Origin of the sequence: Streptomyces sp. NBC_01477, from assembly GCF_036227245.1 — a bacterium.
Lineage (GTDB): Bacteria > Actinomycetota > Actinomycetes > Streptomycetales > Streptomycetaceae > Actinacidiphila.
Genome location: NZ_CP109445.1, coordinates 3,677,163 through 3,691,954, shown reverse-complemented (window position 1 = coordinate 3,691,954; position 14,792 = coordinate 3,677,163). Strand labels below are relative to the sequence as shown.

Sequence of the window (14,792 nt, the reverse complement as noted above, 5' to 3'; positions counted from 1 at the left end):
GGTGTGCCCGGGGCGCAACGGGCCCCGGGAAGCGCACGGCCGCATGGGCGTACCGTCGAGAAACGTAGGAGCCGCCGTATGGCAATACGTCAGTCACCGCCGCCCGCGCCGGGCAACGGGCAGAAACCCCAGCTCACCGCCGAAGGCGGAAGGGTGGTGCAGGCCTCCGTCCCGCCGTTGACGGACCCGCCGCGGCGGGGCAGCCTCGCCGACATACCGTTCACGAACGCCGCCGACGCCCCCACCGACGTGGTGATGAGCCGGAAGGGCCAGGACGGCCGCTGGCGGGACGTCACCGCCGCCGCCTTCCGCGACGACGTCGCCAGGGTCGCGAAGGGCCTCGTCGCGGCCGGACTGCGCCCGGGCGACCGCCTCGCGGTGATGGCCAGGACGTCGTACGCCTGGACCCTGCTGGACTTCGCGGGCTGGGCCGCGGGCCTGATCACCGTACCGATCTACCCGACGTCCTCCGCGTCCCAGTGCGCCTGGATCCTCGCCGACTCCGGCGCCGCCGCCTGCGTCGTGGAGAACGTGGCACAGGCCCGGATGATCAGCGCGGCCCGCACCGGGCTGCCGGCGCTGCGGGAGCTGTGGCAGATCGACACCGGCGCCGTGGACCAACTGGCCGCGGACGGCCGTACGCTGCCCGACGCGCTCCTCACGTCCCGCCGGCAGGCGATGACCCCGGACACCGTCGCGACGCTGATCTACACCTCGGGCACCACCGGGCGCCCCAAGGGCTGCATCCTGACGCACGGCAACTTCTTCGCCGAGGTCGACAACGCCACCGAGCTGCTGCACCCCGTCTTCCGCTCGGTGAGCAGCGAGCCCGCCTCGACGCTGCTCTTCCTGCCGCTCTCGCACGTCTTCGGGCGGATGGTCGCGATCGGCTGCCTGCGGGCTCGGGTCCGGCTCGGGCACGCGCCCAGCATCGCCACCGACGACCTGCTCGAAGACCTCGCCGGCTTCCGGCCGACCTTCCTGCTGGCGATCCCGTACGTCCTGGAGAAGGTCTACAACACCGGCCGCGCCACCGCCGAGAAGATCGGCCGGGCGTCGTCCTTCGACCGGGCGGCCCGCATCGCCCAGGCGTACGGCACCGCGGCCGTCGCCCGGCAGACCGGCACGGGTCCCGGTCCCGGCCTCGGGCTGCGGCTGGCGCGGGCGCTGTACGACCCGCTGGTCTACCGGCGGATCAGGGCCGCGCTCGGCGGCAAGGTGCGGTACGCGATCTGCGGCGGCTCCCCGCTGGGCACCCGGCTCGCCGCCTTCTACGCCGGGGCCGGTGTGCTGGTCTTCGAGGGCTACGGCCTGACGGAGACCACCGCCGCCGCCACGGTGACGCCGCCGCTGAGCCCGCGGCTCGGCACGGTCGGCTGGCCGCTGCCCGGCACGGCGGTGCGGATCGCGGACGACGGCGAGGTGCTGCTGCGCGGCGGGCAGATCTTCGCCGGGTACTGGAACGACGAGGGCGCCTTCCCGGCCGTCGACGGCTGGTTCCCGACCGGCGACGTCGGCGAGCTGGACGCGGACGGCTACCTGACGATCACCGGCCGCAAGAAGGAGATCATCATCACAGCGGGCGGCAAGAACGTCGCCCCGGCCCCGCTGGAGGACCGGCTGCGCGCCCATCCGCTGGTCGGCCAGTGCATGGTGGTCGGCGACAACCGCCCGTACGTGACCGCGCTGATCACCCTGGAGCCGGACGGCCTCGCGCACTGGCAGCGGATGCGGCACAAGGAGGGCCTGCGGCCCGCGGACCTGGTCGCGGACGACGACCTGCTGGCCGAACTCCAGAAGGCCGTGGACGACGCCAACGCGTCGGTGTCGCGGGCCGAGTCGATCCGCAGGTTCCGGGTCCTGGCGGCGGACTTCACCGAGGACGGCGGGCACCTGACCCCGTCGATGAAGATCCGGCGGGCCGCGGTGGCCAAGGACTTCGCGGCCGACATCGAGGAGCTGTACCGCCGCACCCGGTGACGGCGCGGCCCTGTGCCGCCGGGTCCCCGGGTCTCCCGGTCCACGGGACGCCGGGAACAAAGGCAGGGGCCGCCTCACCGAGGTGAGGCGGCCCCTTGGTACTGCAGGTTCTGGGCGCGATGCGCCGTCTGGCCGGACTAGTAGAGGACTAGTTCGGGGTGACGTTCTCCGCCTGCGGACCCTTCGGGCCCTGCGTGACGTCGAAAGTCACCGGCTGGTTCTCCTCGAGGGAGCGGAAGCCGGAGGCGTTGATCGCGGAGTAGTGGACGAAGACATCCGGGCCGCCGCCGTCCTGGGCGATGAAGCCGAAGCCCTTTTCAGCGTTGAACCACTTCACGGTTCCGGTAGCCATAAAGCCCTCCTTGGGCCCAAAGGGTTGCCCTGCTCCAGAACCTGCAACTGCGAAGTCTGAAAACTACAAAAGCCCGCGGGTTACATGCTCCGCAGGCTCTGTACTGCAAGGGAAACCAAACTGCAACTTGCGAGGAGAGTAGCACGGGGGGTCTGGGCCGGGGAAGGGTCTCAAGATCCGTTTTTACGGGTCGCGCGAGTGCCCCGGAAGCGGCCCGCGGGAGCCGCGCGGAGCGCCGTGCCGAGCGGCGTGCGGGGGGCCGCCCGGGGGGCCTGCGCAGGGGGTGCGCACACCAGGAGTAACGTCCACCAGGTGGACACTTCAGCGCACACCGACGGCAGCGGCCCGACCCGCCCCCGGGTCGGCCACATCCAGTTCCTCAACTGCGTCCCGCTCTACTGGGGCCTGGCCAGAACCGGCGCGCTGCTCGACGTCCAGCTCACCAAGGACACCCCGGAGAAGCTGAGCAAGCAGCTCATAGACGGTGACCTGGACATCGGCCCCGTCACGCTCATGGAGTACCTGCGGCACGCCGACGAGCTGGTCGCGCTGCCCGATATCGCGGTCGGCTGCGACGGCCCGGTGATGTCCTGCGTCATCGTCAGCCAGCTGCCGCTCGACCGGCTCGGCGGCGAGCGGGTCGCGCTGGGCTCCACCAGCCGTACGTCGGTCCGCCTCGCCGAACTCCTCCTCACGGAGCGTTACGGGGTCGCACCCGACTACTACCGCTGCCCGCCCGACCTCGCGCTGATGATGCAGGAGGCGCAGGCCGCCGTCCTCATCGGCGACGCCGCCCTGCGCGCCTCGCTGCACGACGCCCCGCGGCTCGGCCTCGACGTGCACGACCTCGGCCAGATGTGGAAGGACTGGACGGGCCTGCCCTTCGTCTTCGCGATCTGGGCGGTCCGCCGCGACTACCTCGCCGCGCACCCCGAGGCCGTCCACGACGTGCACCGGGCCTTCCTCGCCTCCCGCGACCTGTCGCTCGAAGAGGTCGAGAAGGTCGCCGAGCAGGCCGCCCACTGGGAGGCCTTCGACTCCGACCTGCTGCGCCGCTACTTCACGACGCTGGACTTCTCCCTCGGCCCGGAGCAGCTCGCGGGCATCGCCGACTTCGCCCGCCGCGTCGGCTTCCCCGCCGCGTCCCGCGTCACCCTCCTGCCCCCGGCCGGCGCCTAGCACCCGGCCCACCCGGTCGGCGGTGGTGCGGCCATCGGCTGCGCGTAGGCTGGCCGGGTCCGTCCTGACCCCCCTCCGAAGGGACTGCCCCGGTGACTTCCCCGGTGAGCGACATCGCAGCCGTCCTCGAGCGCGCCGCAGCCGGCGGCCGTATCAGCCCGGAGGAGGCGCTGGTCCTCTACCGCGACGCTCCTCTGCACGCGCTGGGCGCCGCCGCCGACGCCGTACGCCGCCGCCGCTACGCCGGGACCGAGCACATCGCGACGTACATCATCGAGCGGAACATCAACTACACGAACGTGTGCGTCACCGCGTGCAAGTTCTGCGCCTTCTACGCGGCGCCCAAGGACACCGGCAAGGGCTGGAGCCGCGGCCTGGACGACATCCTGCGCCGGTGCGCCGAGACCGTCGAACTCGGCGGTACGCAGATCATGTTCCAGGGCGGCCACCACCCCGACTACGGCGTCGAGTATTACGAAGAGCACTTCGCCGCGATCAAGCGGGAGTTCCCGCAGCTGGTGATCCACTCCCTCGGCGCGTCCGAGGTCGAGCACATGTCGCGGATCTCCGGGGTCAGCGCGGAGGAGGCCATCAGCCGTATCCACGCCGCCGGCCTCGACTCCTTCGCCGGCGCCGGCGCGGAACTCCTCCCGGAGCGGCCCCGCAAGGCCATCGCCCCGCTCAAGGAGTCCGGCGAACGCTGGCTGGAGATCATGGAGATCGCCCACGGGCTCGGCGTCGAGTCCACCTCCACGATGCTGATGGGCACCGGTGAGACGAACGCGGAGCGCATCGAGCACCTGCGGATGATCCGCGACGTCCAGGACCGCACCGGCGGCTTCCGGGCGTTCATCCCGTACACGTACCAGCCGGAGAACAACCACCTCAAGGGCCAGACGCAGGCCACCCTCTTCGAGTACCTGCGGATCATCGCCATCGCCCGGCTCTTCCTCGACAACGTCGCCCACATCCAGGGCTCCTGGCTCACCACCGGCAAGGAGGTGGGGCAGCTGTCGCTGCACTACGGGGCGGATGACCTCGGGTCGGTCATGCTGGAGGAGAACGTCGTGTCCTCGGCCGGTGCGAAGCACCGCTCCAACCGGATGGAGCTGATCCATCTGATCCGCGCGGCCGGGCGGGTGCCGGCGCAGCGGGCGACGACGTACGAGCACATCGTCGTCCACGAGGATCCGGCGGACGATCCGGTCAACGATCACGTCGTCTCCCACCTCTCCTCGACGGCGATCGCCGGCGGCACCGCCCACCCCGAACTCACACTCCTCGCCGACCGCTGACCTCGCGCCCCCGGCTGCGCCGTGTGTGCCCTGCGGGGGCACCCCCCCTGTGCGGGGGCGCATAAGGTGAGGGGGTGACACGTGCATCCCTGGAGAAGCAGCCGCAGGCAGTCGCCGCGATGTTCGACGACGTCGCTGCCAAGTACGACCTGACCAACGACGTGATGTCGCTCGGCCAGACCCGCCTGTGGCGACGCGCCGTCGCCAACGCGCTGGACGTCGCGCCGGGGGAGCGCGTGCTCGACCTGGGCGCGGGGACCGCCACGTCCTCGCTGCCCTTGGCCGCCGCCGGCGCAGCCGTCGTCCCGTGCGACTTCTCCCTCGGCATGCTGCGCGAGGGCAAGAAGCGGCACCCCGAGCTGCCGCTGACCGCGGGGGACGCGACCCGGCTGCCGTTCGCCGACGGCGTCTTCGACGCTGTCACGATCTCCTTCGCGCTGCGCAATGTGCACGACACCGACGCCGCCCTGCGCGAGATGCTGCGGGTCGTCAGGCCCGGCGGGCGGCTGGTGATCTGCGAGTTCAGCCACCCGACGTACCGCCCTTTCCGCACCGTCTACACCGAGTACCTGATGCGGGCGCTGCCGCCGGTCGCCAAGTCGGTGAGCAGCAACCCGGACGCGTACGTCTATCTCGCCGAGTCGATCCGCGAGTGGCCCGACCAGCGGGCGCTGGCCGGGCGGTTGCAGGGTGCGGGCTGGTCAGGGGTGGCCTGGCGGAATCTGACCGGCGGGATCGTGGCGCTGCACCGGGCCAGGAAGGCCGCAGCGCCCGGCAGTTGACCCGGTTCGGGCGGACTGCGGTATTCCGGTGCGGCCGGCGGGACCCGGCCCCTAGGCTGCGGTGTCTGTGCGGGGGAGGCTCGCATCCCCGCCCGACTCCCGGAGTGGCCCATGTCGTACTGCCCCGCGTGCGGGCACTCGGTCTCCGACACCGGCGCCCGCTTCTGCATGAAGTGCGGCCGTGAGCTGCCGGCTGCGCCGCCCGCAACGCCCCCGCCGCCGGCCGCGCCGCCCACTCCGACGTACGGCACGCCCGTACCGCCCGCCTACGCGCCGACGGGTACGTATCCCGGCGCCGGTCCCGGCTGTCCGGCCGCGCCCCCGCCCCCGGTGGCGCCGTCGCCCGCCGCCCTGTTCGCGCGCCGGGTCTTCGCCGGCCCCTGGAAAGGCGCCGTGCCGGCCGCGCTCGTGCCCGCGGCCGTCCTGCTGGTGGCGGCCGGCGGTCTCGGCGCCTGGTCGCAGCACGCGTTCAGGGGCTCGGCGGTCAGCTGGTTCATGCGCAGCCGGATCGCCCTCGCGCTGGCCGTGCAGGGCCTCGGCGGCCACCTGAGCATCCACCCCAGCGACGGCGGGGCCTTCGGTGACGACGCCGACTGCTCGGGCTACGATGACGGCTCGGACTATTCCGACGGCTCCGACTACTACGACGGCTCGGACTACGGTGACGGCTCCGACTACGGCGACGGCGCCCGCTACGGCGACGCGTGCTCCCACGTCTCGGCTTCGGCCTCGATCTCGGTCGTCCCGCTGACCTTCACCCTGCTGTGGCTGCTCGCCCTGGTCCTGGTGCTGCGCTCGGCGCGCCGCCGCCAGGCCGGGCCCGAGGCGGCGGTCAGGGTCGCGCTGCTCAGCGCGGCGGCGGCGACCGTCCTGAGCTTCGTCGCGCAGCCCAGCCTCCAGGGAGCGAGCCTGCACAGCGGCCCCTTCCGGGTGCTGCTGTGGTCCTTCCTGCTCAGCCTGGCGACCGCGCTCCTGGTGCTGAACGGCCCCGCGGTGCGTACCCGTTTCGCCGCCGTCCAGCGGGTCGTGAGCACCGCGCTGATCGCCCTGCTGGCCACCGTCGCCCTCGCGAGCGTCGTCGTCTTCTGCGTCGCGGTCGGCAACTACGACAACGTCACCGGCGACGGCCTGGTCGTGGCCGGCGCCGTGCTGCCCAACCTCGGGCTGTCCGGGCTCGCGCTGGGCTGGGGCGCGCCCTTCAAGGTCCACGAGGGCCTGGCGGACACCCAGGCCGGCTACCACTACTCCTTCGGCCTGTCCCAGCTCAGCCACTTCTGGGACGGCTGGTCGACCGTGCTCGCCGTCATCGGCGGCGCCCTGTGCGCGCTGATCATCGGCCTCCTGGCGACCGGGCGCACCCGGGACCGGGCGGAGCAGTTCGCCGTGGCCGGCGTCTTCACCGTCATGTTCACCGTGCTGGTCGCGATCGGCGGCCTCAAGACCGGCGGCGCGAGCCAGCTGGACGGCATCGGCGGGGGCCTCGCCTCGTCCCGTGACACGATCGGCTCCGCCGTTCCCGAGACGCTGCTGTTCGCCCTGCTGTGGTCCTGCGGCGGCGTCCTGGCCGCCTCGTACCTGCGCCGCGTCCTCGGCGGGTCCCAGCCGCCGCCGGTCTACTCGGCCGCAGGGCCGTCCCCGGCCGGACCGCCGTCGCCGTACGCCCCGCCGCCGTTCCCGTACGTACCGCCGCAGGCTCCGCGGCCGCAGCAGGTCCATGACCTCGGCATCGTCCAGCCGGAGCGGCTGAGCGACGACGACGGGGGCCGCCGCGACGGGCGCGGGGGCGAGCACCGGTAACGGCCGCCGACGGCGCGGCGGGACGCGCGGACCGCCCCACCGGAGCCGCGGGGCGGCGGCTGCTCATAGACTCGGGGGCAGCCCGGGCCGCAGCCCGGACCCGCAAAGCCGTCCTCGCCGCAAACGGGAGTGCCACCGTGCCCGACACCGCCCTGTCCGAGCGCACCGCCGACGTGATCGTCGTCGGCGCCGGCCCCGCCGGTTCGACGACCGCGTACTACCTGGCGAAGGCGGGGCTCGACGTCCTGCTGCTGGAGAAGACCGCCTTCCCGCGCGAGAAGGTCTGCGGCGACGGGCTGACGCCGCGGGCGACCAAGCAGCTGGTGTCGATGGGCATCGACATCTCGGAAGAGGCGGGCTGGCTCCGCAACAAGGGCCTGCGCATCATCAGCGGCGGCCTGCGGCTGGAGATGGACTGGCCGGACCTGGCCGCGTACCCGAACTACGGCCTGGTCCGCAAGCGTGAGGACTTCGACGACCTGCTCGCCCAGCAGGCGGTCAAGGCCGGTGCGCGGCTGTACGAGCGGTGCAACGTCGGCGCCCCGATCACCGACGAGCGCACCGGCCGTATCACCGGTGTGCAGGCCAAGCTCGGCGAGGAGAAGACCCCGGTGGTCTTCAGCGCCCCGCTGGTCGTCGCCGCCGACGGCAACTCCACCCGGCTGTCGCTCGCGATGGGCCTGCACCGGCGCGAGGACCGTCCGATGGGCGTCGCGGTGCGGACGTACTTCACCTCGCCGCGGCACGAGGACGACTACCTGGAGTCCTGGCTGGAGCTGTGGGACCGGCGCGGCGACCAGCCGCGCCAACTGCCCGGCTACGGCTGGATCTTCGGCCTCGGCGACGGCACCTCCAACGTGGGCCTGGGCATCCTCAACTCCTCCGCCGCCTTCCGCGAGCTGGACTGGCGGGAAGTCCTCAAGGCCTGGGTCGCCGGGATGCCCGAGGACTGGGGCTACACCCCGGAGAACATGACGCAGCCGATCCGCGGCGCCGCCCTTCCGATGGCCTTCAACCGCCAACCGCACTACACCCGCGGCCTGTTGCTGGTCGGCGACGCGGGCGGCCTGGTCAACCCCTTCAACGGCGAGGGCATCGCCTACGCGATGGAATCGGGCCAGCTCGCCGCCGACGTGATCGTCCAGGCGCACGCCCGCGCCACCCCCGCCCAGCGCGAACTCGCCCTCCAGCGCTACCCGAAGGTCCTCAAGGACACCTACGGCGGCTACTACACGCTCGGCCGCGCCTTCGTGAAGCTGATCGGCAACCCCAAGGTGCTCCAGCTGTGCACCGAGCGCGGCCTGACCCACCCGATGCTGATGCGCTTCGCGCTCAAGCTGCTGGCCAACCTCACCGACCCGACCGGCGGCGACGCGATGGACCGCGTGATCAACGGCCTGACGAAGATCACCCCGCGCGCCTGACGGACCTCACGCCTCGCGGCTCGCGGCCTGCGGCTCGCTTCCTGCGGCTCACGCCTTGTGCAGCAGCAGGCAGGCCTGCGGGCCGCCAGGTCCCGCCAGCTCGCGCAGCAGCGTGGCGTCCACCACCAGCCCGGCGCGCGCGGCCTGTTCGGCGACGCGGCCGGGCGGGCGCCGGTAGACGTCCAGGGCCATCGGGTGCCCGCCGTACCCCTCCGTCTTGCGCCGCCGCTCGTCGCCGGTGTGGAAGCCGAGCAGCACCGGGGCGCCGGGTGCCAGCGCGCGGACGAACTCGCCGAAGACCGCGGGGAGTTCGTCCGGCGGGGTGTGGACGGTCGAATACCAGGCGACCACACCGCCGAGTTCGCCGTCCGCCGCGTCCAGGGCCGTCATCGTCCCGGTGTCGAACCGCACGCCCGGATACGCCCGCCGCGCCACCGCGACCATTCCAGGCGACAGTTCGACCCCGAAGGCGTCGAGTCCGAGCGAGCGCAGATACGCCGTCACATGGCCGGGACCGCACCCCGCGTCGGCGACCGCCCCGCCGCCGGCGGCCCGTACGAGTTCGGCGAACGCGCCCAGCATCGAACGGCCCAGCACATCCGCCTCGAACCCGGGGCGGGCGAGCCGGGCATAGTCGGCGGCGACGGTGTCGTACGACGTCCGGATCTCCCGCAGGTGCAACGGCTCGTCCATGCGGCAGACCCTATCCGCGGGCGCCCGCCCGGGTGTTACTCGTCGTCGGCCGGCGGGATCGCGTTGCGCCAGACGGTCACGTCGATGACGGCGTACGTGCCGGCCTCGGTGCTCTTCGAGGCGTGCTGGAAGGTGACCAGGGCCACCGTGCTGTCGGTGCCCGCGCAGAACTGCGAGCCCGGCGACAGGCGGGCCAGGTCGATCTGCTGGGTGTAGCGGGTGTCGTGCAGGCACGTGTCGAGTGAGCCCTGCTCGCCCGGGTCCAGCAGGACGGGCCGGGAGTGCCGAACAGCCCCGCCTGCGCCGCGGCGACCTGCCGCCGGCCCGGGACGGCCCGCGCTCCGCGCCGCCGGCCTTGGCTAATCTGCACGGGTGACCACCGACCTGACCCTGCTGCCGCGTGTCGCGTACCGCGGACGGGAGGTCACCGCGCCCCGGCTGCGCGGTCTGCTCGCGCTGCTCGCGGGCGACTTGCGCACGGGCTGCAGCACCGAGCGGCTGGTGGCGGGGCTGTGGCCCGACGAGTTGCCGGAGCGGCCGGGCAAGGCGGTGCAGGTCCTGGTGTCCAGGGCGCGGGCGCAGCTGGACGCCGACGTCCTGGTGAGCACGCCGGACGGATACCGGCTCACGCTCGCCGAGGACCAGGTCGACGCCTCCGCCCTGCTGCTGTACGCCGCCGCCGGCGCGGACCGGGCCAGAGCCGGGGACCACACGGGCTCGCTGGCCGCGGCCGAGGCCGGGCTCGCGCTGTGGGAGGGCACCCCCGAGGGGGCCGGCGACAGCGGCGACCCCGTGGCCGCGCTCCGCGCCGAGCGCGTCCCCGTCCGCGGCACGCTCGTACGGACGAAGGCGCTCGCCCTCGCCCGACTGGGACGGCACGCGGAGGCGGCCGGGCCGCTCGCCGAGGCCGCCGCGGGGCGTCCGCGCGACGAGGAGGTGCTCGCGGAACTGCTGCGCGGCGAGGCGGCGACGGCGGGCCCGTCCGCCGCGCTGACGCGCTACGAGGCCTACCGCCGTGAGCTGCGCGACCAGCTCGGCACGGACCCGGGCGCCGGGCTCAAGGCCGTACAGCGCGAGCTGCTGCGCGGCGAGGCGCCGGCGGTCAGGCACGGCGTGCCGCACGAGCCGAACCCGCTCCTCGGCCGGGACGAGGACATCGCGGCGGTACGGCGGCTGCTGCGCGCCTCCCGGGCCGTCACCGTCGCCGGACCCGGCGGCCTGGGCAAGACCCGGCTCGCGCACGCCGTCAGCCGCGGGGCCGAGCAGCGCGTGGTGTTCTTCGTGCCGCTCGCCGGCGTCACGGCGGACGAGGACGTGGCCGCGGAGGTGGCCGCCGCGCTCGGCGCGGGCGAGGGCCGGCCCGGCGCCATGGGCGGCCACGCCCCGGCCGACCCGGTCTCCGGCATCCTGCGCGTGCTCGGCCCGGGGCCCGCGCTGCTGGTGCTGGACAACTGCGAACAGGTCGTCGGAGGCGCCGCAGGGCTCGTACAGGCCCTGGTCTCCGCCGCCGAGGACCTGCGGGTGCTCGCCACCAGCCGGGCCCCGCTCGGCCTGACGTCGGAGGCGGTGTACGCGCTTCCGGAGCTGGGACTCGCCACCTCCATCGAGCTGTTCACGCAGCGGGCCAAGGCCGCCAGGCCCGGCGTGCGGCTGCCGCCGGAGGCGGTGGCCGAGCTGTGCCGCCGCCTCGACGGGCTGCCGCTCGCGGTGGAGCTGGCCGCGGCGCGGGTGCGGGCGCTGTCGGTGCCGGAGATCGCCCGCCGCCTCGGCGACCGGTTCGCGCTGCTGCGCGGCGGGGTGCGGGGCGTGCCCGAGCGCCACCGCACGCTGCACGCGGTCGTGGAGTGGAGCTGGAATCTGCTCGCGGACGACGCCCGGGCGGCGCTGCGTACGCTGTCGGTCTTCCCCGGCGGCTTCCTGGGCGACGCGGCCGAGCAGGTACTCGGCGAGGACGCGCTGCTGCTCCTGGAGCAGCTGGCCGGCCAGTCGCTGATCACCGTCGCCGACACCCCGGCCGGGGTGCGCTTCCGGATGCTGGAGACCGTACGGGAGTTCAGCTCGGCCCGGCGCGCGGAGGCGGGCGAGGACGAGGCGGCGGTCGGCCGGTTCCTCGCCTGGGCGCGGGACTTCGGGGTCGCCCACCACGACGCGCTCTTCGGCGCGGAGCCGTCGGCCGCCTGGGAGCGGATCAGGGCCGAGCAGGACAACCTCGTACCGGCCCTGCGGTACGCCCTGGCCCGTACCGACGGCCCCGCCATCGCCGCCCTCACCGCCGTCCTCGCCGCGCTGTGGTCCACCGACTCCAACTTCCCCCGCCTCGCCGCCCTCGCCGCGGACACCGGGCCGCCGCTCTCGCACTACCGCCCGGCGCCCGAGTACGTCGACGTCGCCCGCGCCGCCGCGGTGTTGTGCACGGCGATCCTCTTCATGGGCAACGGCCCGCGCGCCGTACGCCACCTCGTCACCCTGCGGCGGCTGCCGCCGGCCCCGCCGGACACGCTGCTGAGCGCCACCGCGGTCGCGCTCAGCGCGGTCCCCGAGATGCTGCCGCCCGGCTACGGTGTGCTGCGCGAGCTGTGCGACAGCGAGCATCCGCTGGTCGCCGGCGTCGCCCAGTGCATCGCCTGCTACGTCTGGGAGTACGAGCACGACATCGACCGCGCGCTCGCCTCGGCCCGCCGGATGGTCGCCGAACTGGCGCCGGTCGACAACCCGTCCGTGCAGCTCATGGTGCATTCCCGGCTGAGCGACCTGTGCTTGCAGACGGGACGGGGCGAGGAGGCGTACGGGCATCTCAAGGCGGCGCTCGCGGTGCTGCCGCGGCTCGGCGACGGGCACGACTACATCGGCGTCCGCTGGGGCCTCGCCCTGGCCTGCCTCCAGCGCGGCGACCCCGACGAGGCCGAGCACTGGCTGCGGCTGGCGGAGAGCGACAACACCCCGCAGCAGGAGTCCTTCTACCGGCCCGACCTCGGCGGGCACGCCGAGATCGCGCTCACCCGCGGACTGACCGAGGCCGGGCTCGGCCTGTGGTGCGACGCCGTCGAGCGGCTGCCCGACGCCGACTCCCTGCGCGGCGGCACCCCGTGGCTGGAGCCGTGGGCGCTGGAGATCCAGTCGGCGGCGGTGACGGCGCACGCGCACGCCGGCCGTCCCGACCTGGTCGGGTCGCTGGCCGGCCTGCTGGCGCAGCGGCTGCGGACGCTGCTCGCCGCCCCGTTCCCCTCACCCGTGGACCTCCCCGTCCTCGGGACGGTGCTGCACGCCCTCGGCATGGCGGGGCTCGCGTCCGGCGACGCCTCCGCCGTACGGCTGATCGCGCTGGCCGAACGGCTGCGGGTGCTGCGCGAGTTCCAGCCGACCATGTCGGCGGACCGCGCCCGGCGGGCGGCCGAGGCCGCCGACGCGGCGGCGTACGCGGACGCGGTCTCGCGGTACGCCGCCCTGGAGCGGGACGAGTTGCGGGAGGCGGCCCGCGCGCTCACCTCGGGTCGCGGGTGAACAACGCCGTCGACCAGCGGTAGCCGAGCGCGGTCAGGCCGACGCACCAGAGGACCGCGATCCACCAGTTGTCGCCGATCGCGGTGCCGAGCAGCAGGCCGCGCAGGGTCTCGATGGCCGGCGTGAACGGCTGGTACTCGGCGATCGGCCGGAACCAGCCCGGCATCGCGTCGGCCGGGACGAAGGCGCTGGAGATGAGCGGCAGGAGGACCAGCGGCAGCGCGCTGTTGCTGGCCGCCTCGGCGTTCGGGCTGGCCATGCCCATCCCGACCGCGATCCAGGTGAGCGCCAGGGCGAACAGCACGAGCAGCCCGAACGCCGCCAGCCACTCCAGGGCCGTGGCGCCGGTCGACCTGAAGCCGATGGCCACGGCGACGCCGCCGACGAGGACCACGGCGGCGATCGACTGCAGCACGCTGCCGACGACGTGCCCGACGATCACCGAGCCGCGGTGGATCGCCATCGTGCGGAAGCGGGCGATGACGCCCTCGGCCATGTCGGTGGAGACGGACACCGCTGCCCCGACGACGGTGCCGCCGATGGTCATCATCAGGATGCCGGGGACGATGTAGGCGATGTAGTCGGAGCGGTCGGCGGTGCCGCCGCCGATGCCCGCGCTCATCACGTCGCCGAAGATGTAGACGAAGAGCAGCAGCAGGATGATCGGCGTGAGCAGCAGGTTCAGGGTCAGGGACGGGTAGCGCCGCGCGTGCAGCAGATTGCGGCGCAGCATCGTGCGCGAGTCGCGAACGGCGAGGGGGAGGACGCTCATCGGACGGTCTCCTTGGGCTGGGCGGGGACGGCGGTGCCGCCGGTCAGGGCGAAGAACACGTCGTCGAGGTCGGGGGTGTGCACGGTCAGCTCGTCCGCCTCGACGCCGGCCGAGTCCAGCTGGTCGAGGACGGCCCGCAGGTCGCGCTGGCTGCCGTCGCTGGGGATCTGCAGTGAGAGTGCCTCGTCGTCCGCGGCGGCCTCGCGCAGGGCGGCGGCGGCGGACCGGTAGGCGGCCGGGTCGGTGAACCGCAGCCGCACGTGCCCGCCCGGGACGAGCCGCTTCAGCTCGTCGGCGCTCCCCTCGGCGGCGATCCTGCCGTCGCTCAGCACCGCGATGCGGTCGGCGAGTTCGTCGGCCTCCTCCAGGTACTGGGTGGTGAGGAAGACGGTGACGCCGCCGGAGACCAGCTCGCGGATGATCCGCCACATGTTGTGGCGGCTGCGCGGGTCGAGGCCGGTGGTCGGCTCGTCGAGGAAGATGATCCGCGGGCTGCCGACCAGCGTCATGGCCAGGTCGAGGCGGCGCTTCATGCCGCCGGAGTAGGTGGCGGCGGGCTTCTTCGCGGCGGCCGTGAGGTCGAAGCGCTCCAGCAGCTCGGCGGCGGTGCGGCGGCCCTCGGGGCGCGGCAGGTGGTGCAGGTCCGCCATGAGGAGCATGTTCTCCTCGCCGGTGATCAGGCCGTCGACCGCGGAGAACTGCCCGGTGACGCCGATCGCGGCCCGCACGGCCTGCGGGTCGGCGGCCAGGTCGTGGCCGCCCACGCGCAGTTCGCCGGCGTCGGCGGCGACGAGGGTGGAGAGGATCTTGACGGTCGTGGTCTTGCCGGCCCCGTTCGGGCCGAGCAGGGAGAAGACCGTGCCGGCCGGCACCGCCAGGTCGATGCCGTCGAGGACCGTCTTGTCCCCGTACGCCTTGCGCAGGCCGCCGGCCGCGATGGCGAGTGAGGGCGATGTCGATGTGGTCATGCCGCCGAGGGTGCGGCCGGGCGCATTCAGCGCGGTTTCACGCTGCTTT

The 14,792-nt window shown here is 73.7% G+C and carries 12 protein-coding genes; 8 read left to right on the top strand and 4 right to left on the bottom strand.

What is annotated here, in order from left to right; translation table 11 throughout:
* The first annotated feature begins 78 nt into the window (after positions 1-78).
* Entirely contained in the window at positions 79-1,980 is a 1,902-nt protein-coding gene (locus OHA86_RS15160) for an AMP-dependent synthetase/ligase (RefSeq protein ID WP_329175780.1), read from the top strand.
* A 148-nt stretch (positions 1,981-2,128) separates the two neighbouring features.
* Here OHA86_RS15160 and OHA86_RS15155 read toward each other — a convergent pair whose 3' ends face one another.
* Positions 2,129-2,332 carry a cold-shock protein gene (locus OHA86_RS15155; protein ID WP_033177709.1) on the bottom strand — a complete coding sequence of 68 codons (204 nt, stop codon included), beginning with the start codon at positions 2,330-2,332 and terminating at the stop codon, positions 2,129-2,131.
* Positions 2,333-2,644: 312 nt separating this feature from the next.
* Between OHA86_RS15155 and OHA86_RS15150 the strand changes: the two genes are divergently transcribed.
* The 5 genes from OHA86_RS15150 to OHA86_RS15130 all read left to right on the top strand — a co-directional run bounded on the left by OHA86_RS15150 (position 2,645) and on the right by OHA86_RS15130 (position 8,809).
* Complete coding sequence (locus OHA86_RS15150) at positions 2,645-3,511, top strand: menaquinone biosynthetic enzyme MqnA/MqnD family protein (protein WP_329175779.1); 867 nt, start codon at positions 2,645-2,647, stop codon at positions 3,509-3,511.
* A gap of 104 nt (positions 3,512-3,615) precedes the next feature.
* Positions 3,616-4,806: a cyclic dehypoxanthinyl futalosine synthase gene (gene mqnC / locus OHA86_RS15145; RefSeq protein WP_329175778.1), complete on the top strand. Its 1,191-nt coding sequence runs from the start codon at positions 3,616-3,618 to the stop codon at positions 4,804-4,806.
* 74 nt (positions 4,807-4,880) lie between these two features.
* Positions 4,881-5,588 carry a demethylmenaquinone methyltransferase gene (locus OHA86_RS15140; RefSeq protein ID WP_329175777.1) on the top strand — a complete coding sequence of 236 codons (708 nt, stop codon included), beginning with the start codon at positions 4,881-4,883 and terminating at the stop codon, positions 5,586-5,588.
* Positions 5,589-5,699: 111 nt separating this feature from the next.
* Positions 5,700-7,385 carry a zinc ribbon domain-containing protein gene (locus tag OHA86_RS15135; protein WP_329175775.1) on the top strand — a complete coding sequence of 562 codons (1,686 nt, stop codon included), beginning with the start codon at positions 5,700-5,702 and terminating at the stop codon, positions 7,383-7,385.
* 137 nt (positions 7,386-7,522) lie between these two features.
* Positions 7,523-8,809, top strand: a complete 1,287-nt coding sequence (locus OHA86_RS15130) for a geranylgeranyl reductase family protein (protein ID WP_329175774.1) — start codon at positions 7,523-7,525, stop codon at positions 8,807-8,809.
* Between the two features lie 48 nt (positions 8,810-8,857).
* On the opposite strand, the gene OHA86_RS15125 is transcribed toward OHA86_RS15130, so the two are convergent.
* Positions 8,858-9,502 carry a class I SAM-dependent methyltransferase gene (locus OHA86_RS15125; RefSeq protein WP_329175773.1) on the bottom strand — a complete coding sequence of 215 codons (645 nt, stop codon included), beginning with the start codon at positions 9,500-9,502 and terminating at the stop codon, positions 8,858-8,860.
* 84 nt (positions 9,503-9,586) lie between these two features.
* Here OHA86_RS15125 and OHA86_RS15120 point away from each other — a divergent pair, with 84 nt between their 5' ends.
* Both OHA86_RS15120 and OHA86_RS15115 read left to right on the top strand, forming a co-directional pair.
* Entirely contained in the window at positions 9,587-9,718 is a 132-nt protein-coding gene (locus OHA86_RS15120; RefSeq protein WP_329175772.1) for a hypothetical protein, read from the top strand.
* A gap of 156 nt (positions 9,719-9,874) precedes the next feature.
* Positions 9,875-13,003, top strand: a complete 3,129-nt coding sequence (locus OHA86_RS15115; RefSeq protein ID WP_329175770.1) for an ATP-binding protein — start codon at positions 9,875-9,877, stop codon at positions 13,001-13,003.
* Here the strand turns inward: OHA86_RS15115 and OHA86_RS15110 are convergent.
* On the bottom strand, positions 12,984-13,775 hold the full coding sequence (locus OHA86_RS15110) for an ABC transporter permease (protein ID WP_329175768.1): 792 nt from the start codon (positions 13,773-13,775) through the stop codon (positions 12,984-12,986). The two genes, OHA86_RS15115 and OHA86_RS15110, sit on opposite strands and share 20 nt — an antisense overlap.
* Positions 13,772-14,743: an ATP-binding cassette domain-containing protein gene (locus OHA86_RS15105; RefSeq protein WP_329175767.1), complete on the bottom strand. Its 972-nt coding sequence runs from the start codon at positions 14,741-14,743 to the stop codon at positions 13,772-13,774. The genes OHA86_RS15110 and OHA86_RS15105 overlap by 4 nt, the downstream gene beginning before the upstream one ends.
* Positions 14,744-14,792: the final 49 nt, after the last annotated feature.

Excerpts from the sequence above, each read along its gene's own strand:
- OHA86_RS15160 (WP_329175780.1), top strand. The coding sequence starts at position 79 with ATGGCAATACGTCAGTCACCGCCGCCCGCGCCGGGCAACGGGCAGAAA.
- OHA86_RS15155 (WP_033177709.1), bottom strand. The coding sequence starts at position 2,332 with ATGGCTACCGGAACCGTGAAGTGGTTCAACGCTGAAAAGGGCTTCGGC.
- OHA86_RS15135 (WP_329175775.1), top strand. The coding sequence starts at position 5,700 with ATGTCGTACTGCCCCGCGTGCGGGCACTCGGTCTCCGACACCGGCGCC.
- OHA86_RS15125 (WP_329175773.1), bottom strand. The coding sequence starts at position 9,502 with ATGGACGAGCCGTTGCACCTGCGGGAGATCCGGACGTCGTACGACACC.
- OHA86_RS15120 (WP_329175772.1), top strand. The coding sequence starts at position 9,587 with ATGACGGCGTACGTGCCGGCCTCGGTGCTCTTCGAGGCGTGCTGGAAG.
- OHA86_RS15110 (WP_329175768.1), bottom strand. The coding sequence starts at position 13,775 with ATGAGCGTCCTCCCCCTCGCCGTTCGCGACTCGCGCACGATGCTGCGC.
- OHA86_RS15105 (WP_329175767.1), bottom strand. The coding sequence starts at position 14,743 with ATGACCACATCGACATCGCCCTCACTCGCCATCGCGGCCGGCGGCCTG.